The sequence below is a fragment of the Burkholderia catarinensis genome, assembly GCF_001883705.2.
Taxonomy (GTDB): Bacteria; Pseudomonadota; Gammaproteobacteria; order Burkholderiales; family Burkholderiaceae; genus Burkholderia; species Burkholderia catarinensis.
Genome location: NZ_MDEQ02000008.1, coordinates 263,576 through 286,483, shown reverse-complemented (window position 1 = coordinate 286,483; position 22,908 = coordinate 263,576). Strand labels below are relative to the sequence as shown.

23 protein-coding genes are annotated in these 22,908 nt (G+C 65.2%); 11 read left to right on the top strand and 12 right to left on the bottom strand.

Going from position 1 to position 22,908, the window contains the following annotated elements:
• Positions 1–17 precede the first annotated feature (17 nt).
• Both BFF94_RS15715 and BFF94_RS15710 read left to right on the top strand, forming a co-directional pair.
• A complete protein-coding gene (locus BFF94_RS15715) occupies positions 18–1,265 on the top strand; it encodes an MFS transporter (RefSeq protein ID WP_128849445.1) in 1,248 nt (415 codons plus the stop codon).
• 44 nt (positions 1,266–1,309) lie between these two features.
• On the top strand, positions 1,310–1,861 hold the full coding sequence (locus BFF94_RS15710; RefSeq protein ID WP_246637326.1) for an SLOG cluster 4 domain-containing protein: 552 nt from the start codon (positions 1,310–1,312) through the stop codon (positions 1,859–1,861).
• 299 nt (positions 1,862–2,160) lie between these two features.
• Here BFF94_RS15710 and BFF94_RS15705 read toward each other — a convergent pair whose 3' ends face one another.
• Complete coding sequence (locus BFF94_RS15705) at positions 2,161–3,144, bottom strand: bifunctional helix-turn-helix transcriptional regulator/GNAT family N-acetyltransferase (RefSeq protein WP_128842730.1); 984 nt, start codon at positions 3,142–3,144, stop codon at positions 2,161–2,163.
• A gap of 432 nt (positions 3,145–3,576) precedes the next feature.
• A complete protein-coding gene (locus tag BFF94_RS15700) occupies positions 3,577–4,011 on the bottom strand; it encodes a winged helix-turn-helix transcriptional regulator (RefSeq protein ID WP_042302855.1) in 435 nt (144 codons plus the stop codon).
• Between the two features lie 109 nt (positions 4,012–4,120).
• Here BFF94_RS15700 and BFF94_RS15695 point away from each other — a divergent pair, with 109 nt between their 5' ends.
• Genes BFF94_RS15695 through BFF94_RS15680 form a run of 4 tightly spaced genes read left to right on the top strand, consistent with a single transcriptional unit; the run spans position 4,121 to position 7,002 of the window.
• On the top strand, positions 4,121–4,738 hold the full coding sequence (locus BFF94_RS15695) for an FMN-dependent NADH-azoreductase (protein ID WP_128842731.1): 618 nt from the start codon (positions 4,121–4,123) through the stop codon (positions 4,736–4,738).
• A gap of 4 nt (positions 4,739–4,742) precedes the next feature.
• The gene (locus BFF94_RS15690; RefSeq protein ID WP_128842732.1) at positions 4,743–5,396 is read left to right on the top strand and encodes an NAD(P)-dependent oxidoreductase; all 654 of its coding nucleotides are present in this window, start codon (positions 4,743–4,745) and stop codon (positions 5,394–5,396) included.
• A gap of 29 nt (positions 5,397–5,425) precedes the next feature.
• A complete protein-coding gene (locus BFF94_RS15685) occupies positions 5,426–6,337 on the top strand; it encodes an oxidoreductase (RefSeq protein WP_128842733.1) in 912 nt (303 codons plus the stop codon).
• A 29-nt stretch (positions 6,338–6,366) separates the two neighbouring features.
• Positions 6,367–7,002, top strand: a complete 636-nt coding sequence (locus BFF94_RS15680) for a DsbA family oxidoreductase (protein ID WP_246637325.1) — start codon at positions 6,367–6,369, stop codon at positions 7,000–7,002.
• A gap of 339 nt (positions 7,003–7,341) precedes the next feature.
• On the opposite strand, the gene BFF94_RS15675 is transcribed toward BFF94_RS15680, so the two are convergent.
• The 3 genes from BFF94_RS15675 to BFF94_RS15665 form a co-directional block, all read right to left on the bottom strand.
• Positions 7,342–8,199 carry an SDR family NAD(P)-dependent oxidoreductase gene (locus tag BFF94_RS15675; protein ID WP_128842735.1) on the bottom strand — a complete coding sequence of 286 codons (858 nt, stop codon included), beginning with the start codon at positions 8,197–8,199 and terminating at the stop codon, positions 7,342–7,344.
• A gap of 121 nt (positions 8,200–8,320) precedes the next feature.
• Positions 8,321–9,190: an SDR family NAD(P)-dependent oxidoreductase gene (locus tag BFF94_RS15670; protein ID WP_128842736.1), complete on the bottom strand. Its 870-nt coding sequence runs from the start codon at positions 9,188–9,190 to the stop codon at positions 8,321–8,323.
• Positions 9,177–10,097 (bottom strand): alpha/beta hydrolase, encoded by a 921-nt coding sequence (locus BFF94_RS15665; RefSeq protein ID WP_128842737.1) that lies wholly within the window; start codon positions 10,095–10,097, stop codon positions 9,177–9,179. The genes BFF94_RS15670 and BFF94_RS15665 overlap by 14 nt, the downstream gene beginning before the upstream one ends.
• Positions 10,098–10,192: 95 nt before the next feature.
• On the opposite strand from BFF94_RS15665, the gene BFF94_RS15660 reads away from it, so the two are divergent.
• Together BFF94_RS15660 and BFF94_RS15655 are read left to right on the top strand one after the other, a co-directional pair.
• Positions 10,193–10,804 carry a TetR/AcrR family transcriptional regulator gene (locus tag BFF94_RS15660; protein ID WP_128842738.1) on the top strand — a complete coding sequence of 204 codons (612 nt, stop codon included), beginning with the start codon at positions 10,193–10,195 and terminating at the stop codon, positions 10,802–10,804.
• 442 nt (positions 10,805–11,246) lie between these two features.
• Positions 11,247–11,621, top strand: coding sequence for a S26 family signal peptidase (locus BFF94_RS15655; protein ID WP_128842739.1), 375 nt, complete (start codon positions 11,247–11,249; stop codon positions 11,619–11,621).
• Positions 11,622–11,693: 72 nt separating this feature from the next.
• Here BFF94_RS15655 and BFF94_RS15650 read toward each other — a convergent pair whose 3' ends face one another.
• The 5 genes from BFF94_RS15650 to BFF94_RS15630 all read right to left on the bottom strand — a co-directional run bounded on the left by BFF94_RS15650 (position 11,694) and on the right by BFF94_RS15630 (position 17,972).
• A complete protein-coding gene (locus BFF94_RS15650) occupies positions 11,694–14,129 on the bottom strand; it encodes a PEP-utilizing enzyme (protein ID WP_219139522.1) in 2,436 nt (811 codons plus the stop codon).
• Positions 14,130–14,511: 382 nt separating this feature from the next.
• Positions 14,512–15,687, bottom strand: a complete 1,176-nt coding sequence (locus BFF94_RS15645; protein ID WP_219139521.1) for an osmoprotectant ABC transporter ATP-binding protein OsmV — start codon at positions 15,685–15,687, stop codon at positions 14,512–14,514.
• The gene (locus tag BFF94_RS15640; protein WP_128851575.1) at positions 15,684–16,337 is read right to left on the bottom strand and encodes an ABC transporter permease; all 654 of its coding nucleotides are present in this window, start codon (positions 16,335–16,337) and stop codon (positions 15,684–15,686) included. Before BFF94_RS15640 ends, BFF94_RS15645 begins: the two co-directional genes overlap by 4 nt.
• A gap of 10 nt (positions 16,338–16,347) precedes the next feature.
• Positions 16,348–17,259 (bottom strand): glycine betaine ABC transporter substrate-binding protein, encoded by a 912-nt coding sequence (locus BFF94_RS15635; protein ID WP_128851573.1) that lies wholly within the window; start codon positions 17,257–17,259, stop codon positions 16,348–16,350.
• Entirely contained in the window at positions 17,256–17,972 is a 717-nt protein-coding gene (locus tag BFF94_RS15630) for an ABC transporter permease (protein ID WP_128851570.1), read from the bottom strand. The genes BFF94_RS15635 and BFF94_RS15630 overlap by 4 nt, the downstream gene beginning before the upstream one ends.
• Here BFF94_RS15630 and BFF94_RS15625 point away from each other — a divergent pair.
• Positions 17,971–18,156: a hypothetical protein gene (locus BFF94_RS15625; protein ID WP_128851592.1), complete on the top strand. Its 186-nt coding sequence runs from the start codon at positions 17,971–17,973 to the stop codon at positions 18,154–18,156. The genes BFF94_RS15630 and BFF94_RS15625 overlap by 2 nt on opposite strands.
• Before the next feature lie 293 nt (positions 18,157–18,449).
• On the opposite strand, the gene BFF94_RS15620 is transcribed toward BFF94_RS15625, so the two are convergent.
• Positions 18,450–18,686, bottom strand: coding sequence for a hypothetical protein (locus BFF94_RS15620; protein ID WP_158062167.1), 237 nt, complete (start codon positions 18,684–18,686; stop codon positions 18,450–18,452).
• A gap of 28 nt (positions 18,687–18,714) precedes the next feature.
• Positions 18,715–19,809: an AraC family transcriptional regulator gene (locus tag BFF94_RS15615; RefSeq protein ID WP_128851567.1), complete on the bottom strand. Its 1,095-nt coding sequence runs from the start codon at positions 19,807–19,809 to the stop codon at positions 18,715–18,717.
• A gap of 251 nt (positions 19,810–20,060) precedes the next feature.
• Here BFF94_RS15615 and BFF94_RS15610 point away from each other — a divergent pair, with 251 nt between their 5' ends.
• A complete protein-coding gene (locus BFF94_RS15610) occupies positions 20,061–21,452 on the top strand; it encodes an APC family permease (RefSeq protein ID WP_128851565.1) in 1,392 nt (463 codons plus the stop codon).
• 50 nt (positions 21,453–21,502) lie between these two features.
• The gene (locus tag BFF94_RS15605; protein WP_128851562.1) at positions 21,503–22,900 is read left to right on the top strand and encodes an aspartate aminotransferase family protein; all 1,398 of its coding nucleotides are present in this window, start codon (positions 21,503–21,505) and stop codon (positions 22,898–22,900) included.
• The last annotated feature ends 8 nt before the right edge of the window (positions 22,901–22,908 follow it).

Sequence of the window (22,908 nt, the reverse complement as noted above, 5' to 3'; positions counted from 1 at the left end):
ATTCGTGGCAGGACACCATGGCAGCAAACATGAAATCTTCGGCGCTCGGCGGCCCGTCGGCCCCGCGCGTGGAGCAGGTCGGGCCATACGCGTGGAAAGCGCTGGCCGGGTCGGCGATCGGCTATGCGATGGACGGCTTCGACCTGCTGATCCTCGGCTTCATGTTGCCCGCGATCACGGCGGCGCTGCACCTGACGCCCGGGCAGGGCGGCGCGCTGGTCACGTGGACGCTGATCGGCGCCGTTGCGGGCGGCATCCTGTTCGGCGCGCTGAGCGACCGCTACGGGCGCGTGCGCGTACTGACCTGGACCATCCTGCTGTTCGCGATCTTCACCGGGCTGTGCGCGTTCGCGCGCGGCTTCTGGGATCTGCTTGTCTACCGCACCATCGCGGGCATCGGCCTGGGCGGCGAGTTCGGGATCGGCATGGCGCTCGCGGCGGAAGCGTGGCCGGCCAGCAAGCGCGCCCGCGTGTCGTGCTACGTCGCGCTCGGCTGGCAGGCCGGCGTGCTGCTGGCCGCGTTGCTGACGCCGCTCCTGCTGCTCCATATCGGCTGGCGCGGCATGTTCCTGGTCGGCGTGCTGCCCGCGCTGCTCGCGTGGGCGATGCGCAACAAGCTGCACGAGCCGGAAGCGTTCGTGCAGCGCGCGACGCAGCCGAAGTCCAACGGGTTCCGCATGCTCGTCGCGGATCGTCGTACCGCGCGCACGAGCCTCGGCATCGTGATCCTGTGTTCGGTCCAGAACTTCGGCTACTACGGGATCATGATCTGGCTGCCGACCTTCCTGTCAAAACAGATGGGCTTCTCGCTGACGAAGTCGGGGCTGTGGACGGCGGCGACCGTCGTCGGGATGATGATCGGCGTCTGGGTGTTCGGGCAACTGGCCGACCGCATCGGGCGCAAGCCGACGTTCCTGCTGTACCAGCTCGGCTCGGTCGCGACGGTCATCGCGTATGCGCGGCTGTCGGACCCGACGGCGATGCTGTGGGCCGGCGCGCTGATGGGGATGTTCGTCAACGGGATGGTCGGCGGCTACGGGACGCTGATGTCGGAAGGCTATCCGACGGCCGCGCGCGCGACCGCGCAGAACGTGCTGTGGAATATCGGCCGCGCGGTCGGCGGCTTCGGCCCGGTCGCGGTTGGCGCGCTTGCCGCGCACTACTCGTTCCAGACGGCCATCGCGCTGCTCGCCGGCCTCTACGTGCTCGACATGGTCGCGACGCTGTTCCTGATTCCCGAGCTCAAGGGCGTCGAACTCGAATGAGCACGATGCCCGCGCGTACCGCCACGATTTCACCGGAAGCCACGATGCAACAGAAAAACAAGACGATCGGCGTGATGGGCTCGGGCAAGGAACCGTGGCTCGCGTTTTCGGAACCGCTTGGCGCGTGGCTCGCGCAGGCCGGCTTCAGCCTGCTGACGGGCGGCGGGCAGGGCGTGATGCTGGCGGTCGCGCGCGCGTTCGCCGGCGTGCCGGGGCGGGCCGGCCGATCGATCGGCATCCTGCCGACGCGGGCCGATCCGCTCGCGGGCTTCGTGCCGCTCGACGGCTATCCCCATCCGTTCGTCGACATCCCGATCCTCACGCCGCTGCCGCGCCGCGAACCGGGCGCCGATCCGCGGACGATCAACCGCAACTACGTGAACGTGCTGAGCAGCGACCTGATCGTCGCGCTGCCGGGCGGGCACGGCACGGCCGAGGAGATTTCGCTCGCGCGGCGCTGGCGCAAGCCGCTCGTCTGCTTCGGGCCGGACGGCGCGTTCCGGGAGCTCGCTGACGGTGCCGTGTGCACGTCGTCGCTCGACGACGTGATCCGGTTCGTGGACGACGCGCTGGCGGCGGAGCCGGCGCTGCGATAGTTCACCGGACGGCCCTCGAACGCATTCGTCGCGATGTTCGCACGGCTGGGCGGGCTCTCAACGCTGCCGGCCGTCCAGCAGGTCGAGCGCCTGCGCCCAGTCGAACGGCAGCAGCGCTTCGTAGTCGACCGCACCCGGCCTCGGCTACCGGTTCAGCGATGCATGGGACGCGACGGCTCGGCGATCGACGGGTTGCACGTGTTCGACGATACGTCGGCAGCCATGATGGGCATGAGCTGCCCGGGCCACGGCTCGATGCCGGTTGCGACGACGGCCGCGCGGCGACAGTCCGTCGAACCTCAGCAGCCGGATGGCCCGGGCCGGCTGAAGCGCTGCTCGACCACCTCGGTTCCCCAACGCGTGCCCGCGGATTCGCTGGTCAGCGTAAAGCCGAACGACTCGTACAGATGGCGCGCCGAATCGAGACCCTTGAATGTCCACAGGTAGGTCTCGCGAAACCGCTGCGCGTCGACGAAGCGCATGGCCTGCGTCATCAGCTGACGCCCGACGCCCGACCCGCGCAACGCCTCGTTCACGATGAACCATCGCAGGTGTGCGACGCCGGTCGCCGTGTCTGCGTCGATCGCGAGCGACGCGAGCGTCCGTCCGTCCTCCTGACAGAGCCAGAGCGCCTTGCCGTCGGCCGGCAGCGCCGCTGCGAATTCGGCAAGCTCGGTTGCCACCCGCTTTTCGAAAAAGGCGCCGAATCCCCAGTGCTCCGAATAAAAGCGTGCGTGCAGGCTGGCGATATCGCCAATGCAGCCCGGCTGGTAGCCTTCGCGGATCGGCAGCGGGGCGCCGGGTACGGCGGCGGGCGCCTTGGCGGCGTTGTCTTGCGCGAGCGCATCGGCATAGAGCGCGAGAGAACGGAGCAGCGCCTGCTGGTCGGCGGGAATCATGCGGCGCAGCGCATTCGACACCTGATCCGTCGCGAACGTGTCGATTCTTTTCTGGAGCTTTTTACCGGCGGCGGTCAGGTACAGCTCGGTCGCGCGCGCATCGTCGCTCGACACGCGCCGTTCCACGACACCGGCTGCTTCGAGCCGCGAGAGTTGCCGGCTCGTGTTCGATTTGTCCAGCCGCAGGATGTTGCCCAGATCGCGGGCGTTGATGCCGGGCGCCATCCCGATCTCGAGGATCGCGTGAACGGCCGAAGGCGCCCAGTCGCTGTCGGCCAGCGTCGCGCGCATGAAGCCGAGCTCGCGAACCAGTTTGCGGGAGAAGTCGCGCAGCTCGAGGATGGTTGCGTCGCGAGGCTTGGCGGGAGCATCGATGAGGTCCATGGTCGGCCCGGAAAGGTTGCGTATCGCAATCAATAATAGTTGCGGGTCGCAACTTGATCAAGGCGGATTTTTCCGGCGAACCGGTTGCCCTGGTATCGCTTCCGGGGCCGACGTTGAAGCGGATCCGGGGGCCAGAAAAAGGTTCATCGCAGATTGCCGGGGAACGCGGGGAGGGCCGTCGGCATTCGGCCAGGAAGCGTCATTGGTTTGCGTCGACGGCGAGACGTTGAGGCGTCCCGGGTGGCTCAGGGAGCGGACACCCAGTCATGCTATGCGACTTTTTCGATCGGCCGTGGCCGACTGTTGGTTGGATAGATCGGAAAATGCAGCGCCTTCTCACCCCACGAAAGATCCGCGTTGGGGCAGGTCCCAACGCGAGCTGGCGGTTGGATTTCGCCGCTGTGTCTGCACAAGCCTACGGCCTGGACTCGTCTATCGACGCTGGTAGACAACGCCCTGAATCGAGACCTGATCTGGCTCCGGCTCCTCGTCAAAACGTTTATGCGCCTCAGCAATGGCGACTTGATTCTCGCTCGCCCAGTTGACCAACGCCATGACAGGCTTCAACAGCGTTCTTCCCATGTCAGTGAGTTCGTAATCGACGCGCGGAGGAATCGTTGGATACATCGTTCGCGTTATCAGTCCGTCGCGTTCCAGTCCGCGCAAGGTCAGTGTCAGCATCCGCTGGGAAATGCCGTCGATGCCGCGCTTCAATTCGTTGAAGCGCCGCGGGCCATTGGCCAGCATAGCGACAATGTAGAGGCTCCACTTGTCGCCGATGCGATCCAGGATTTCACGAGTTGCCAGGCAGCCGCCAGCGTCAGGTGCAGGCATATCGGCAGGTAGCTCGGGGTGACTAAGTGACATGCGTGTGCCTTCTTGTGGGGAAACGGCAGGAACCATACCATCCTTTGTATGAATTGGTAAGTAAGGGTCAACATCTTACTTAGTTCTCTTTTTATACCTTGGAGCCGCCGTGAGCCACACCCTACTTGTCACTTCCAGCCCGCGCGGGGCTGACAGCCTTTCCACCCGCTTTGCCACCGAAATCACCGATGGCATCCAGGCCCGCTCGGGCGGCCCGCTGACCGTGCGCGACCTTGCCGCGAATCCTCCGCCCCATATCGCACCGGCCTACATCCAGGGCCGGATCACGTCGCCCGGAGATCGCACGCCGGAACAGGTCGAGGCGGTGAAGGTCGCGCAAGAGTTGGTCGATGAGTTGAAGGTCGCCGATGTGATCGTGCTCGGTTCGGGCATGATCAACTTCGGTCTGCCCTCGCAGCTAAAGGCTTGGTTCGATCACGTCACCTGGCCGGGCGTCACCTTCGGCTACGGCGATACTGGGCCGAAGGGGCTGCTGACCGGCAAGAAGGTCTATCTCGTTACCGCTACCGGCGGCGTGTTCTCGGAAGGTGCTTGGGCACCGTTCGACTTTCAGACCAACTATTTGCTGCACCTGCTCGGTTTCATCGGCCTGACCGACGTTGAAGCGGTGCGTGTCGAAGGCACGGTCCTCGGCCCCGATGCGGCGAAGGCCGCAATCGCCAACACCGAAACGGCCATCAAAGCCTTGTTGGCGAAGGCTGCGTGACCTCATGGCCGGGAAAAAAACCATCGCGCTGTTCGGTGCGACCGGGCCGACCGGAACGCACATCATCGAGGAAGCCTTGAAGCAGGGCTACAACCTGTCGGTCTATACGCGTGACGCAAAGAAACTCGCGTCGTTCGCGGGAAGGGTCGAAATCGTTGTCGGCGACCTGCAAGACCAAAGCGCCATTGCGAAGTGCGTACAAGGTGCCGATGCGGTCATTAGCGCCCTTGGTCCCAACAGTCTCAAGGTGCAAGGCGATAAGCCGATCATGCACGGCTTGACCAACATCATCGCCGCGATGAAGCACGCAGGTGTGCGCCGTCTTATCCAGATTTCTACGGCTGCCTATCGTGATCCCAAGGATAGCTTTGCCTTCAAAACCCATGCGTTCGCGCTGTTGTTCAAGGTTATCGCGCGCAAGGGGTATGAGGACATCAAGGCGACTGGCGAATTGATCGCCAATTCGGACTTCGACTGGACACTGGTACGCATTCCTAACCTCGAGGATGGCCCCGCCGATGGCAGCGTGGATGTGGGTTGGTATGGAAAGACCAAACTCAGCATGAAGCTCTCCAGAGGCAATCTTGCGAAGTTCTTGGTTGACCAAGTGACCGACAAGAAGTTCGTGCGTGCCGCGCCAGGCATCGCTAACCATTGACCCAGGAACGTCTCGACAAGGTTCACGCCATGAGCGGATTCACCAATGCTGATGTACCCGATCAATCGGGAAAGACCTTTATCGTCACCGGCGCCAACACCGGCATAGGCTTTGAAATAGCGAGTACGTTGGCAACGCGGCGAGCCAGGGTGCTTCTCGCGTGCCGTGACGAGCGGAAAGCGGAAGCAGCTATTAGCCGGATTCGTCTGAAGACATCTGAAGCGAATCTCGCATTCTTGCCGCTTGACCTCGCAGATCTGACGAGCGTGCGGAGCGCAGCAAAACTGGCCGAAAAGGAACCGCGCATCGACGCGCTCATCAATAATGCGGGCGTGCAAGGGCCGAAGCTCAAGCACACGGTGCAAGGCTTCGAGCTGACATTCGGCGTCAATCATCTTGGTTGCTTTGCGTTCACCGCGCTCATGTTGCCCAAGCTCACGGAAACATCCGGGTCGCGCATCGTTGTCACGAGCAGCGGTCTGCACAGGGACGCGAAGATCGAGTGGGACGATCTTAATGCGGAGAAGAGTTACAAGTGGATGCCTCGCTATGCAGCCAGCAAGCTTGCGAATCTGCTTTTTATCTTTGAGTTGGATCGGCGACTGCGAGCGGCGGGTACACCTGTTACGGCAGTGGCCTGCCATCCGGGCCTTGCTGGAACCAACCTTGCGCGCGATAGCTGGTGGGGCAACATCGCAATGTCATTGATCGGCCCGTTTTTCAACACGCCGGCTCAGGGCGCGTGGGGTGCATTGCAAGCGGCGACCGGACAAATAAAGTCCGGCGGCTATTACGGGCCGACGAAAACTTCCGAATTGCGAGGCCCCTCTGGCGAATGCACTCCGTCTCAGGACGCGCGGAATCCAGAACTCGCAAGACGACTGTGGGACGTATCGGTTCAACTGACCGGAATCGATGCCGAACTACCTTCAAATTCATAGCGCGAAGATCAGATCGCCGGAACATGGTCATGCAAATAGACCTCCATACTGAAATCACATGCCCGTGGTGCATCGTCGGGCATCACCGTCTCGATAAAGTGCTGGCGGAGCGTTTCCCCAACCTGGCTGTTGACATTCGGCAGCATCCAGTCCTGCTACTGCCAGATGCGCCGGCAGGCGGCCTCTACATTCCTGATTTGCTGCGCTCGCGCTACGGCATAACCGATCCAAAAATCGCCTTTGCTCGCCCTGAAGGAGAAGCCCGCGCTTCGGGCTTCGACTTGGATCTTGGCCGCCAGCTCTGGACCTATCCGACTCAAGCTGCTCATGCCGTGATTCTGGCAGCCGCTGGGCTTGACACGCAGCACAGGCTCGCAGTTGCAATCACCCATGCTTATTTCATCGCAGCGAAGAACATCGCCGACGCGGACGTGCTGGCCGACATTGCCATCGACTACGGTTTTGACCGCGATCAGGCGCGCGCCATCGCTCTTGATCCTGAACAGCACCATCGCGTCGAAGCGGAAGCGTTCAAGTCGGCCAATGCCGGTGTCCGTTCGGTTCCTCACTTCGTCTTTGGGGGAAGCATTGCCATCAATGGGGGGCGCAGCGAAGACGAGATTGCCGCGGCAATACAAGCAGCTTCCGGCGCAATCTCTCTCTGACGCGGCTTCCTCAAATCCAATGACTCGGAAGTCGGCGTACGCCAAGTCGATAAGGTTCTGCGGAGCTGTTGACTGTGTTGGCCGATGCCCGACCAAAAAGACCGGCCGTCGGATGACCGCAGTACTTCAAGAAGCGACGAAGGGACCGCGATCTTACGACCGACCGCAATGGGTTGCGGATTCAACCCGTCGATGCAACACACTTGAGGCTGCATAGCAGCAAGGAGTGTTGCCATGAAACAGAGACGGCGGATCTACTATACAGACACCCAGAGGGCGTTAATGTGGGAGCGCTGGCGCAAGGGCGAGTCGCTGCCAACATACCGCTCAGAACTCGCGCTAGCTTTGTCGGTCTCGAGCGCGCTCAAGCTCGCGCATCAACTTATGCATTTCATGTTGTCGCCCGAGATGCCAGTCGGTCACGATGTTGAAGATTCCTCGCGTCCACGAAAACGGTGCCCACCGGAACGGGGCGACGATGCGCGGTTGGCGGGCTCGCAGCCCTTTTATGACGGCCTTGGCGACGTCATCCGGTTGTATCGGTCGCCGCAACGGTGCAGGAAACCCTTTTTCAATCAATTTCGTCGCTAGCGCATTTCCGCCAAAGCCGATCTTGGCAATTGCTGTAGCCACCCAACCCGGATAGAGCACGCTCGCGGTGGACCCGGTGCCCCCTAGCTCGGCGCGCAGTGAGCGCGCGAGCATCTCGACTCCGGCTTTGGACGCTGCGTAAGGCGCGTTGACCATGCCGTTCACGAACGCATAGACCGAAGCGGTGACCAGGACCTGGCCTCGATTGCGCACGATCTCCGGCAATGCAGCCTTGATCGTGCGCCAAACACCGAGCAGGTCGACCTCGACGATTCGCTCGAACTCCTGTTCATCGCAGCTGTACACGGTGGCGGGCGCATCGTGCCATGAGATGCCAGCATTGGCGAACGCAATGTCGAGGCGCCCGAATCTATCGACGGCGTGTTGCACGACCGCCTTGGTGGCGGCAGCATCGGTGACATCTAGCGCCAAGGCGAGCGTGCGCTCGGAGTCAAATTCCGCGGCGAGGCGGTCCACTGAAGCCTGCGTCACATCGGTTAGAACGAGTCGTGCTCCACATGCATGCAACGCACGCGCGGTCGCAGCGCCAATGCCGCCTGCAGCACCCGTGATAAGCACGACTTTTCCCTGAAGATCGTAAGCCACTTTGTACTGCTCCTCTGCTATTGGATTTCCATTGCTGCGCAAACAGGGGGCGATGGATGCCGGGCCATCGGCTCCGCTGATCACGCGAAGCCGATCGGTTCCTGCGACCACCGGATGCCATTCATTTCGCTGGAGCGTACGCAGCCGAGTCGTTCCAGCCAGTTGCCGACGCCAGACTGATGGCGCGTTCAATGTCCTCGCTGCGAAAGCCAGCGCGTTCGACGAAGCGCCTGAAGAAGCCGGGTGCCTTGGCCACGATGGTGTTGATCTTTGGTACGACGATCATGTCCGCGCGCCGCTCAATGCCTGCCACGATATCCCGCACGACCTGCTCTCGCGGGATCATCTTCCAGAAGCCTCGATCGTTGCCTCGCCACAATGCCCGGCCGGCAGGATCGGCAACGACATCGTCCATCAGGGGCGTCGGGAAGAACGTCGGATGCGCGCTGCCGACCCCGATTCCCAGATGACGAAGCTCCAGACGGATGCTGTCGCACATCGCCCAGACGCCCGCCTTGCTGGCCGTATAGGACGCCTGTAGCGGCGAATGCACAAACGCGGCCATTGACGAAATCGCCAGCATGTACCCGCGCTGTTGCTGGACGTATGGCAAGCCGGCTCGGAACGTACGCCACACGCCGTTGAGGTTGATGTCGATGACACGATCAAACGCGGCCGGGTCGATGGTGGCCATTGGGGCCATGGTGTCAATGCCCGCGTTTGCGATGACCACATCGATTTGACCGAAGTGATCCGCCGCATTCGCCATTGCGGCTTCCAGGCTTTCGAAATCGCGGACGTCGGCGGTCCAGCCAAGAACGTCAGAAGGGTGGCCGAAGCTGCGAGTTTGCGCCGTGAGCCTGTCTGCCTCGAGATCGAAAAGTGCGAGGCGCGCCCCCCGTGCGTGCAGCGCTTCGGCCAAGGCCGATCCCAGGCCTCCGGTGGAACCGGTAATGGCCACCACCTTGTTCGCCAGCTTATAAGTTGACATGCGCGCCTCCTTGCTTCGTTGGAACGTGACGGTGGAGAAATGCCAGCTGGTCGGCGACCACCTGTTCGAAGTCCTTGCCCACATAGATGTCGAAGTGGCCGGCCCGATACACGCGCACTTCCCCTTTGGGCGCGCGCCTGGCATACCGTTTCGTCGGCCCCGCCGGAGCGACGGAGTCGGCTTCGCAAACGCAAAACAGAATCGGACAGGAAATGTCGCCTGCTTTGCGACCGGGGCGGTGCCGAACGATGTTCAGGCCGAAGCGTGCCGCGACCTGATTGCGAAATGCGGTACCGTCAGGCACAAGCGCGAGATAACCGTCCAGCGCATCGCGCGCGGTCATCAATGCGGCAGAACCGGGCGGACCTGCTGTCGCCAACATCACCGGCGCCATGCCGACGAGGGATAGCAGTACATCGCATAGAGCGAGCGCGGTAACCTTGAGCGCGCTACGCCAGTTCAACGCGAACAACGACGCGACCCCGTCCGTGAACGGGCATTGCGCGATGGCAGCGGCGATAGTCCGGTCGCGTGCTGCGGAGAAAATCACATGACCGCCGCCGAAGGATGTTCCCCACAAGACCACTTGATCCGGACGCAGGTTGCGGTTCTCGCGTGCAAAAGCAATCGCACTCGACCAGTCCTCCAATTGACGATTGATATCGAGTAATTGACGAGGGGAGCCGTCGCTCGTGCCGAAATGTCGATAGTCAAACACGAGGCACGCGTAGCCGCCCGCGCAAAAACGCTGCGCATAGGCGTCGAGCCGCATCTCCTTGATCCCGCCCAGGCCGTGCGCCATCACGATGACGGGAAACGGGCCAGTCCCGGGAGGCTCGTACAGCCAGCCACGGCAACGTTCACCGCGATCGCCCGCCACGAACTCCACGTTTGTTCGTCCCGCCATGTGTCCCTCCAAGGTGTGAGAGAATGGATTTAAATCCATTGTTGTAACGCATTCTATATTTGGAATGCATTCCATTTTATGAGGGAAAACCCCGCATGGAATCGAGAACTCAGCGCCGGACAGCCGCGACCCGGCTGGCGATCCTGCAAGCCGCCGAGGCTTTGCTGATGGAGGGCGGGCTGGCCGCGGTCACGCCTGAAGCGGTTGCGACCCGGGCGGATGTCGCGGTGCAGACGCTCTACAACCGTGTAGGTGGCCGTTCCGCGTTGCTCATTGCCGTAGCGGAGCGCGCATTGGAAGAGAACCGCCAGTACATGGACGCCGCCTATGCATCCGATGGTGATGTGGAGAAGAAGCTACGTTGTGTGGCAGTTGCTTATGCGAGGTTCGCCAAGGAGCGCCCTCATCAATTCCGTATTCTTATCGAACCACCTGATGAGCCGGAGGCGCTCACGCGCATTGCTGCCTTGATCAGGCAACAAAACGCCAAATTGGCAGTCTTGCTCAGACGAGGCATCGACGAAGGATGGGTGCATGCCGACGTTGAACCGGAACATGCCTCAACGGCGCTGTGGGCGATGATGAATGGCGTTATCAGCCTGATGTGGCGCCCCGACAGCCTTCGACTGGATGTCGATCACATCGACGATCTACTGCGTACCGCGATCTCTTTGTTGACCGGCGGTATTAAGAGGCGGGGCGATTGACGCTTTGGGCCCAGGGAACTCTGGCGACTGCAAAAGCGTCAAGCAGTTCTCAACTGGTCTGCCGTCAGGCGGCCTTCCAAGGTGCCCGCACGCCAAGGGCTTCGGCTCGGAAGTTGGGGAATTATCACGAACGCGTGAACCGCAGGTAAGGACCCAACTTCCGCCGGTGTGGACGATGGCGGAAATAGCCGGTGTACCGCGCAAGCCGCCGTTGATTCAGGCGGCGTCGAAGGGCTGCAGTGGGTCGGCAAGCGACCTCCACGGAATCCACGAAGAACCCAAAAAAGGCCGGCGGGATCTGCCCGTGAGGGGGGCCGGTGAGCGGTATTGGCGCGGATGGCGGAGCGCGGTGACGTGGACGCATACTTGGCGTATCCGGCCGACCTGCGTGCAGTGACGTCGGCCGATCATCGATCCAGGTCCACGGATCACGGAGACCACCATGAACAGGCTGTTGCCGATGACGATCGCGTTGCTTGCCGGGTGCGGCATCAGCACGGGACCGCTCTACGCTGCCGGCAGCATGGATGCGCCGCCCTGCAGCGCGGCGCATGCGGCGGACCAGGGCGGCAACGCCGCGATGCCGGGCATGTCGGTCCGCAGCTTCTCGACCGCCGGTTGCTCGGGCGCGGTGCTGCAGGGCGAACGGGCCACCGCGACGGTCAACGGCGACCGGGTCGAACTGCGGGACGGCGTCGTCTATGTGAACGGCCGGTCGTATGGCGCCGTCACGCCGGCGCAGACGGTCGAATACGAGGCCGCGCACGACAGGCGCACGCTGAAGGTCGACGGAAAAATCCGCACGCCGCTGCGCTGACAAATACCGACGAATACCGACGAATACCGATGAGTACCGATTCCGGCACGTGGCAGCCGCGGCGCGCCGCGCCTACTCGACCAGCGTCAGCCGGCCGTCGCTGAGCCGCACTTCGCGCCCGATCCACGCCGCATCGACGCGCGGCAGCACGGCCGACGGCTTGCGCAATTCGCGCAGCAGCGTCGCGCCGTGCGACAGCCGGCCGCCCATGCGGGCGATCACGGCGCGCGCGGCCTGGTACTGCGCATGCCGGCCCGGGTCGAGCGTGTCTTCCAGCAGGATGTCGTGGCCGAGCACGCCCTGCGTGTGGCCCGGATAGATCATGAAGCCGGTCGCCTCGTCGGTGCCTTCGCTGCCGTCCTGCCAGAAGCTGCCGTTGCGTTCGCGGCGCTCGGGATGGGGCGCGAACCACGCGTCGCGGTCGGCGGCCGGCATCGCATGATGCAGGCGGAAGAACACGCGCATCAGGTTGTCGCGATACCACTCGCGTACCTGCAGATACCAGCCGCGCATGCCGGGCGCGCCGAGCGTGTGGAGCACGCGGATCGGCAGCGGCCAGTCGGGAAACGCCTGCAGCGGCAGGTCCGTGGCCGCGGGTCGCACGGTGCCCGGATCGGTTTCCCACGGCAAGCGGTGCGGGCTGTCGTCGAGCCGGCCGTACACGGTCGGCGGACGCCCCCATAGTGCGCCGCCGCTGCTGGCCAGCGAGGCCGCGATGCACAGGTTGCCCTGCACGACGAACACGTAGAAGCGCGTGAACCAGTCGGCCAATTGCCGGCCGTCGGCGCGCTGTTCGACGAGCGTCGCGAGTTCCCGGTCGAAGCGCTGCAAGCCGCGCTCGAGCGTCGTCAGGTGAGCGCGCGCGACCCGCAGCATGCGCCAGAACACCGGCAGCGAACGCAGCAGCCGCAGCGGGCGCCAGCGCAGCGGCGGCGTCGCGCCGCCGATCTCGCCGCTGTAGTTGCCGGCCGATACGCCCCAGTCGGCCAGACGGGCCAGGAACAGGTCGTTGTTGATGTACGACGCGCCGCCGTACAGCGCGGTGAACGGTTCGTTATCCCGCAGCACGCGCGCATCCCAGCGCGCCATGATGGCCGGGATGCTGCCGGCCGCGCGCCGTTGCGCATACTCGACCAGCCGGCTGGGTTGCGGCGGCAGGATCTCGGCGATGTTCGCGGCGGTCAGGTGCCGGTGCCAGCCGTAGCTGCTGATCGGGCGGTACTGCAGCAGCCATAGCCGGTGGCCGTCCCACGCCCATTCGACATCGCCCGGCACGTAATGGAACGCGCGCAGCACGCGTTGCAGGAAGGTCCACAGCTGCTGCGCGGTCAGGCCGTGCGCGGCCGGGAACGTGCCGCTCTGCCAGGGCTCGCCGAGCCGCGACAGGATCGCGCGTTGCGGGCTCGCCTGACCGTCGGCGAGCGTTTCGAGGTGGCCCTGCACCCATTCGACTTCGACCGCGAGATGCCGCACGAACGCGATGCCGGACAGCACGGGCGTGATGAAGCGCTGCACGACCGCCTCCTCGAGGCCGCCATCGAGCAGCTCGGCCACGCGCGCGGCCGCCTGCGACGCCGGCTCGCGCAGGAACGTGGTGTGCAGGCCGGCATTGGCCGCATCGGCCTGGTCTTCACCGTGGCTCGACGAGCGGATCGCCCACACGGCGTCCGGCTGGCTCGCGAGGAAGCCGGGCAGGCGCGGATCGTCGGCGCGGGTCAGCGACAGCGCGGGCGGCACGGGCAGCCCGGCCATCGCGGCCAGCGCCAGGCGCCCGCCTTTCGTGTGCGCGACGAAGCCGGCGTCGCCTGCCTCGAGCCACTGCGCGAAAGTTGCAGGCGCATCGATCCACGGATAGTGCCCCCAGCCGGCCTGCAGCGTGACCGTGAGATCGGCGCGCGCGAGGATCGCCGACCACGCGGCGGCCTGGCGCACGCCGAGCACGTTGTCCTGGTCGCCCCATACGAGTTCGATGCGATCGGTGACCCACTCGAGCAGCGGCAGCGCGGTATCGGCGCGCACGAGATCCCAGTGCGGCAGGAACGCGCGGCAGCGCGCATAGCCGGCGCCCATGCGGCGGTATTGCGCGCGCGTCCAGGTCAGGTTCGAGAACTTGCGGGCGAACAGCGCCGGGTAGTGCACGAGCAGCCAGTGGATGGTCTTGCGCAGCGGCTTCGGCGCCATCAGCTTCGGCAGGCGCCGTTCCCACAGGAACGCGCCGACCGGTGCGAGCAGCACGCTGCGGGCGAAGTGGCTGGGGCGCCGCTGCAACGCGTGCAGCACCAGCAGCGCATTCACGCCGACCGCCATGATCGCGTGGCCCGGTTCGGTCGCGTCCAGCAGCGCTTGCGCGTATGTGGCGAGGTCTTCGCAGGGCGGCGCGGGATTGTCGCCGAAGCCCGGCAGTTCCAGCGGCACGGGTTGGTAGTGCCGGAAGTGGGGCAACGCATCGTCCCACCAGTCGGCCGCGCTGCCGTTGCCGGCGAGGAGGTACAGGATCGGTTTGCTCATGGATGCTTCGTCGGTCGACGTTCGCCCGGCCAGGCGACGACGTCAGCAACTGCCACGGTTACCGATTTTTTGCGCTGCGTCGTCGCAAGTCGTATCGACTGTGTCGGCAGACGCCTCTCGAATGGAGAGTGGAATCGGCAAGCGGCCGCGGCCCTGTTCTGGTTGATTTGATGCGGGCATTCTACGCGAGTCGATTCGCATGCATGATGCGCAAGCGAAGAACATAGAATCATGCGACCGGATTTCCCCGGCGAAACTCAACAGAAACGGGTCATGGACCACGTGTGCAAGAAGTCGTGATGCCGATTGCACACCGTCCGGGAACGCGGCCCGCTCCCCGGACAGGTCCGGCACCTGGCGCGTGAGCCGTCGCGCCCTCGTGTCAATGCATGGCGGCCGTGGCGACCGTATCGGCAGGACTGCCGGGCGGCTGGCCCGTTTGCCGGCGCGAGCGGCCCGAGCTCAGGTAGGCGGCGATCGAGTCTTGCGTGATCTCGCCGAGCCAGATGCCGTCGGGATCGAGCACGGGCATCCACGACGCACTGTACTGATACATCTTCGACAGCACGATGCGCAGGTTGTCGTCCGCCGCGACGCCGGCCGGGAAGGGCGTCACGCGCTCGCCGCACACGCCGCCGCCGGTGCGGGCCGCCCGGCGCGTCACGTAGCCGAGCGCCCGGCCCGCGTCGTCGAGCACGGTCAGGTAGCGGCAGTCGGCTTCGTCCATCACCGCGAACGCATGCGCGAGCGGCGTATCGACCCGCGCCGTTTCGGGTTGCGTGGCGGCGTCGCCGGCCTTCACGAGCAGGAGGCGCTTGAGCGTGCTGTCCTGGCCCACGAACTGCGCGACGAATTCGTCGCGCGGGCGCGCGAGCAGCGTATCGGGGTGATCGTATTGAACGAGCTGGCCGCGCCGGAACACGGCGATGCGATCGCCCAGCTTGATCGCTTCGTCGATATCGTGGCTCACCATGATCACGGTTTTATTCAGTTGCCGCTGCATCTGGAAAAACTCGTTCTGGATCGATTCGCGATTGATCGGATCGACCGCGCCGAACGGCTCGTCCATCAGCAGCACGGGCGGATCGGCGGCCAGCGCGCGAATCACGCCGATGCGCTGCTGCTGCCCGCCCGAGAGCTCGCGCGGATAGCGTTTCAGGTACAGCTTCGGATCGAGCGCGACCATCGACATCAGGTCGCGCGCGCGCTCGGCGCAGCGCTTCTTGTCCCAGCCCAGCAGGCGCGGCACGACGGTGATGTTCTCTTCGATCGTCATGTTCGGGAACAGCCCGATCTGCTGGATCACGTAGCCGATATGGCGCCGCAGGTCGACCGCATCGAGCTGCGCCGTATCCTCGCCGTTGATGAGCACGCGGCCCGAGGTGGCGGCGATGAGCCGGTTGATCATCTTCAGCGTGGTGGTCTTGCCGCAGCCCGACGGGCCGAGGAACACGCAGATTTCCCCCTCGGCCACCGACAGGCTCACGGAGTCGACGGCGCGCACGGCCTGGCCGTCCTTGCGCGTGAAGGTCTTGGTCAGTTTGTCGAGTTCGATCATGTCTTCTGCACTCCCTTCGGTGTCAATGCACGCTGCAGCATCTGCAGGAGCTGGTCGGCGACGATCGCGAGCAGGCTCACGAGCGCGGCGCCCACCAGCAGTTTCATCATGCTGCTCTGCCCGATGGCGCGCAGGATCAGCGTGCCGAGGCCGCCTGCGCCGATCACGGCGGCGATCGTCATCACGCCGATGTTCATCACGACCGCGGTGCGCACGCCCGCGAGAATCACGGGCACCGCCAGCGGCAATTCGACGAGACGCAGGCGCTGCCACGAGGTCATGCCGATGCCGGTGCCGGCTTCCCTGATTCCCGCATCCACGTTGTGCAGCGCCAGGTAGGTGTTGCGCATGATCGGCAGCAGCGAATAGAGGAACACGGCCGTGATCGCGGGCGCCGCGCCGATGCCCTGGCCGAAGCGCGAGAAGAACGGGATCATCAGGCCGAACAGCGCGATGGACGGCAGCGTGAGCACGATGGTGGCGACGCCGAGCAGCGGCCCGGCGAGCCAGTCATGGCGATTGATGAGGATGCCGAGCGGCACGCCCGCCACGATCGCGCAGCCCACGGCGATGCCGACCAGCCATACGTGCTGCAGCGTGAGCTGCAGCAGTTCGGGCCAGCTCGATGCGAGATAGTCGAATACGTTCATCGGTTCTCCTTCAGGGCAGCGGGTGCGTGCGCAGGAATGCGTCGGCGACGTCGCGCGGCGATTTGCCGTCGAGGTCGACCGCCTTGGCCATGGCCTGCATCACGTCGTTGTCGAGCGCGGCCGACAACGCGTTGAGCTGCGTCGCGAGCTTCGGATTGCGCGCGAGCGCGTCCTTGCGCACCACGGGCGTCGCGTTGTACGGCGGGAAGAAGTGCTTGTCGTCCTCGAGCGGCACGATGCCGAAGCCCTTCACGCGCCCGTCGGTCGTATAGACCAGGCCGATCTTCAGCTGGTTGTTGTGCAGTGCCGTGTAGACGAGCCCCGGATCCATCTGCTTCATCTGCGCGCGGCTGAACTGCATGTCGTAGGCAGCGAGCAGCGGCTTGAGGCCATCGGGGCGATTCGCGAATTCCGCGTCCATGCCGAACATGTAGTGCTTCGCGGCCGGATCGGTCTTCAGGTGCTCGGCGAGCTGCGACACGGTGCGGATGCCGGTGGCCTGCGCGAACTGGCTGGGCAGGCCGATCGCGTAAGTGTCGTTGAGCGGCGACGCATCGAGCCACACGAGCCCGCGCGGCACGTCGAGCGCCTTGACGCGCCGGTACATCTCTTCGGGCGAGAGCTTGTCGTGGATCTTGTTGTAGACGAGCGCCGCCGTTCCCGTGTAATCCCACATCAGGTCGAACTGGCCGTTCTCCAGCGCGCTGCGCGCGAGCGTACTGCCGAGCCCGGAGCGGACTTCCACGTCATAGCCGCGCGAACGCAGGTATTGCGAGGTGACTTCCGCCAGCACGTATTGCTCGGTGAAGTTCTTCGCGCCCAGCACGAGCTTCGCGGCGAATGCCGGTGTGCCGGCCGCCATGCACAACGCGCCGGCGGCGCACAGGCGTGCGAGCGATCGAATGGTGCGGTGGAGCATCATGCGGTTCCCCCGTGGCGTGCGAGCCAGTGGCGGCTGCCGGCCGCGACGATGCCGTCCAGCACGAGCGCGAGTATCGCGGTGAGCGACGCGCCGAGCAGCAGCAGCGGCTGGTTGTCGAGGTAGATGCCGGGGAAGATCAGCGAGCCGAGACTGTCGGCGCCGATCAGGTACGCGAGCGGTGCCGTCCCGACGTTGATCGCGAGCGCGGTGCGCACGCCGCCGACGATGATCGGCAGCGCATCGGGCAACTCCACGCGCGCGAGCGATTGCCAGCCCGTCATGCCGATGCCCTTGGCGGCTTCGCGCAGCGCGGCCGGCACGTTTTTCATGCCTTCATAGGTGTTGCGCGTGATGGGCAGCAACGACGCGAGAAACAGCGCGACGATGGCCGGCACGTTGCCGATGCCGAAGATGCCGAGCGCGATGGCAAGCACGGCGAGCGAGGGGATCGTGTTGCCGATGTTGAAGAGCTGCATGAAGCGCTCGGCCTGATGCTGAAATCGCGGCCGGCTCAGCAGCACGCCGGACGGCACGCCCACGACGATCGCGAGTGTCATCGAATAGACGACCAGCAGCATGTGCTGGCCCGCGTAGTAGGCGAGATCGTCCGCGCGCTGATTGAACGTGTCGGCGCTGATGCCGCGCGCCAATGCCCATCCGACGACGATGATTGCCACCAGGCTGCCCATCAGCTGGACAGTGCGTCGAGTCATGAAGATACGCCTCCTCAATCCCAATGCGGCACGCGCGCAGGCACGCGCCGCGATGACGCCGGATGGCGTCGCGATGGAAGTTCGTGATCCCGGCATGGCCGCGATTGAACTGACGAAAACAGTTCTGCCGGCCACAACGATATGCGGCTGGCGGTCGGGTGAACGCAACGATGCGTTCGTCTGATTGTCATGTTCAGCCCGGCGGCGCCGTAACGGCGAGGCGCGTTCGAGCAGGGCACCGTCCTGCGAAGACGGCATGGATGCGGATGGCTCGGAGCCGACCGCTGGGGCCGGTGGCCCCTTTTGACGTGGCGAAACGGATGCATGCGCAACGAAGTGCGAAATTGCATCACGTTGCGCACGAGATCATGCATTTTGTGATGAAGTTGGGCCGAGTATAGAGCAATCGACGGATCGCGTCTACCTTGGGGCGGCCGCGACAATGCATCGTCGATCGTGCGGCGGCGGCGCAGGCGATCAGGCCCTCGTCGTGCGGAAAAATGCTTCGAATTCCGAATCGGTCGGCGTGGCCGCCGTTTCGAAGCGGATTGCGTGAGCGGTTTTGCCGCAGGTGTCGTGGAAGCGCCAGCGTTCGGCAGGCGCTTCACCGCACGCGATATTTGCAGCGTCATGCGTCATGCGCCGCACGCTCGTCGACAGCATGACGAGCGCGTCGATCGATGCGGCCGGCCTCGCGTTCGTGCCGGTCGACACGATCCCGCCGCGCCGTAGCGTGTCCGGCTTATGCGTCGACGTCCGGGTCGGCGCGCGGCGTCCTGCCGGTCCAGCGCCGGTACGCGTGACGGAAGCTGCGCGGCTCGCTGTAGCCGAGACGTTCGGCGATCGCCGCGACCGTCAGCGTGTGATCGTCGAGCATCCGCACCGCCTCGTCGCGCCGCACCTCGTCGAGCAGCGACTGAAACGTGATGCCGTCCTTGTCGAGCCGCCTGCGCAGCGTGCGCTCCGTCAGGTGCAGCGCGTTCGCGAGCGATGTCATCGACTTGAAGCGCGCGAGGTCGCGCGCCATCAGCTCCTTCGCGCGATCGGCGAAGCGCGTGCCGACCGACGCGGCCCACTGCCGTTCGAGCGCCTCGCACTGGCCGTGCAGCGCGTTGAAGCTGACTTCGTTCGCGAGGCGCGGCGCTTCCGTGCCGTTCACGGACGCGAACACGAGACGGTTGTCGCCCGCATTGAACGCGACCTGGCAGCCGAAGTGGCGCGCGTAGTCGGCCGCGTTGCGCGGCGTGCGGCGCGCGAGCTGCAACTGCTGGGGCCAGACCGGCTTGCCGACGAGATCGGACACGATCAGGCGCAGGCTCGACAGGCACATGTCGACCTGGAACACCTCGAGATCGGGCTCGCCGTTGTAGCGGCTGATGGTTACGCTCATGCCGCCGGCGTGCGCGTCGATGCGCACGTCGAAATACAGCCCCATGAACAACGGAAACTGGCTCATGCACCGGAATGCCTGCATCACGGAGCCGCTGATCAGCATCGCGTAGCCGGCGAGGCCGAGCGTCGACACGTGCAGCCGCGCGCCGATCGACAGCCCGATCGACGGCACGCCGCTGCAGTGCAGCAGGTTGCGGAAGCAACGTTGCTCCTGAGCGCGATTCACGTGCAGGTTCGGCGACGCGACTTCGTCCGCGCCGAGCCCGGTGCCTTCGAGCAGCGCGACGCCGTCGATGTGCCGCACGCGGCACTCGTCCAGCGCGACCGCGATCGCGTGGACGGTGGCGGGAATGTCCTCCTGGCGTCCGGCCGGACGCGCGAGTCCGAGCGACGAACGCAGGCTGTGCTCGGCCCGGCTCTGGTTTCGATGGGAGCGGCTGTCCATGGTGCTGATGCGGCGACGGGGTCGCGTAGAACATAGCCGGAATGTCCGGAAAACGCCAGTGCGGCACAGCACCATTCACGGCCGGTCGTCGCGATGCGCGGCGGTATGTCCGGAAATATCCCCCGATTACGTCCGCTTTTCTCATTCGTCCTCGATTTTTTGACGCACCACACTTTCTTCCAATCGTGCCCCGCCGGCAGCGCCGGGCGAACGAGTGTTGAAGTCATGGACGCCACCCACGTGAGGACAGCATGGACAACGACAGGCCAGGTCGAACCGCATCAGCCGCCGCGACGCATGACTTCGGGCCGCACGCGCATCGAGGCGACGCGGACGAACGCCGCAAGCCGCACCTGCTCGGACTCTCGACGCTGGTGATCTTCGGCCTCGCGTACATGCTGCCGATGACGGTGTTCACGACCTACGGGCTCGTCACGAGCGAGACGAACGGGCACCTGACGGCCGCGTATGCGGTCACGCTGGTCGCGATGCTGTTCACCGCGCGCAGCTACGGCCACATGGCGCGGCTGATGCCGAGCGCCGGGTCGGCCTATACGTTCGCGAGCCGCAATTTCGGCACGTCGGCCGGCTTCATGGTCGGCTGGGCGTTGCTGATGGACTACCTGTTCATCCCGATGATCAGCTACCTCGCGATCGGCATCTACATGAAACAGATTTTTCCGGCGGTGCCGGCCAGCGTGTGGATCGTCGGCAGCATCGCGCTGGTCACCGGGCTGAACATCGTCGGCATCCGGCTCGTCAATCGCGTGAACCTGATCCTGATCGCGAGCCAGCTCGTGTTCATCGCGATCTTCGTCATCGCATCGGCGCAGGTCGCGGCCGGCGAAGGGCTGTCGATGGCCGTCGCGCTGCCGTCGTCGGGCGATGCGCGCGCGATCTTCGCCGGCTCCGCGATCCTGTGCCTGTCGTTCCTCGGCTTCGATGCAGTCACCACGCTGTCGGAGGAAACGCGCGAGCCGCGGCGCACGGTACCGCTCGCGATCCTGCTCTGCACGCTCGCGAGCGGCCTGCTGTTCATGCTGATCGCGTACGCCGGGCAAGTGGTGTTTCCCGACTGGCGCGCGTTCAGGGATCTCGATTCGGCCAGCCTCGAACTGATGCGGCGCATCGGCGGCGGCACGCTGTCGGCATTCTTCGTCGCGGTGTACGTGGCCGGCTGCTTCGCGAGCGCGATGGCCGGGCAGGCGAGCGTGACGCGCGTGCTGTTCGCGATGGGCCGCGACCGGGTGCTGCCCGAGCGCGTATTCGGCCACCTGCATGCGCGGCTGCGCACGCCGGTGCGCGCGACGCTCGCGGTCGGCGTCGTGTCGCTGTCCGCGCTGTTCATCACGCTCGATCTCGCGTCGACGATGATCAGCTTCGGCGCGCTCGTCGCGTTCGCGATCGTGAACCTGTGCGTGATGCGCAGCTACCTGAGCCGGCCCGAGCATCGTCATGCCGCCGGCTGGATCGCGTTCGGCGTGATGCCGGCGCTCGGCTTCGCGATGAACGTGTGGCTCTGGTCGGGGCTGTCGCGCCAGACGTTCTACGTCGGCATCGGCTGGCTCGTGCTCGGACTCTGCCAGCTCGTGTGGCTGACGCGCGGCTTCACGCGTCCGGCGCCGACGCTGTCGATCAACTGAATGACCGGCTGCGCGTTGCCGGCTTTGAAACCCTGAAGGAGGAGTGACCCATGAACGCTGTTGACGTCAATCTCGATGTGGACCTGCAGGCGCTCGGCAAGCGCCACCTGCTGATGCACTTCACGCATGCCGACGCATACCGCGAGAACGCGCTGACCGTGTTCGATCGCGGCGAAGGCTGCTGGCTCGTCGACCGCAACGGCAAGCGCTATTTCGATGCGCTGGCCGGGCTGTACTGCGTGCAGGTCGGCTACAGCCACGGCGCGGAAATCGGCGATGCGATCCGCGAGCAGATGGTGCGGCTGCCGTTCGCGACCAACTGGGGCTATGGCCACGAACCGGCGATCCGGCTCGCGCACCAGCTCGCGGCGCTCGCGCCGGACGGCCTGAACCGCGTGTTCTTCACGTCGAGCGGCTCGGAGTCGAACGAGGCGGCGATCAAGCTGGTGCGCCAGTACCACCAGTCGCGCGGCGAACCGCAGCGGCGCAAGTTCATCGCGCGGCGCGTCGCGTATCACGGCACATCGTTCGGCGCGCTCGCGCTGAACGGGATGACGAACTTCCGCAAGCATTTCGAGCCGCTGATGTCGGGCGTGCGGCACGTGGGCAACACGAAGCGCTACGGCCGCCCGGCGGGCGAGACGGAAGCGCAGTTCACGCGCCACCTGCTCGACGAGATCGAATCGCTGATCGTGCAGGAAGGGCCGGACACCGTCGCCGCGATCGTCGTCGAGCCGCTGCAGAACGCGGGCGGCAGCCTGACGCCGCCGGCCGGCTACGCGGCCGGGTTGCGCGACATCTGCGACCGGCACGGCGTGCTGCTCGTCGCGGACGAGGTGATTTGCGGGTTCGGTCGGCTCGGCGAATATTTCGGGTCGGCGCGCTACGGGCTGAAGCCGGACATCATCACGTTCGCGAAAGGCATCGCGTCGGGCTATGTGCCGCTCGGCGGCGTGATCGCGAGCGACGCGGTCGTCGAGTCGGTGCTCGACGGGCCGCAGCAGATGTTCCTGCACGGCGCGACCTACGGCGGCCACCCGGTCGCGTGCACGGCCGCGCTCGCGAACCTCGCGATCATGGAACGCGAAGGCGTGCTCGCGAACGTCCGCGACAACGAAGCGGTGTTCCGCCAGACGCTCGACGGCCTGCTCGAATTGCCGTGCGTCGGCGACGTGCGCGGCGACGGCTACCACTACTCGCTCGAACTCGTGACCGACAAGGCCGCGCGCCGCTGGGCGGCCGGGATCGGCGCGCAGGCATTCGTGTCGACGCTGCTCGCACCCGCGCTCTTCGACGCGGGGCTGCTGTGCCGCGCGGGCGTCGATCACGAAGGCACGCCGATCGTGCAGTTCTCGCCGCCGCTCGTGATGTCGCGCGACGAGATCGTGTGGTTCGTCGCGCAGATCCGCGACATCCTCGTCGATACCTATGCGCGTGCGACGCGCTGAGCGCGGCA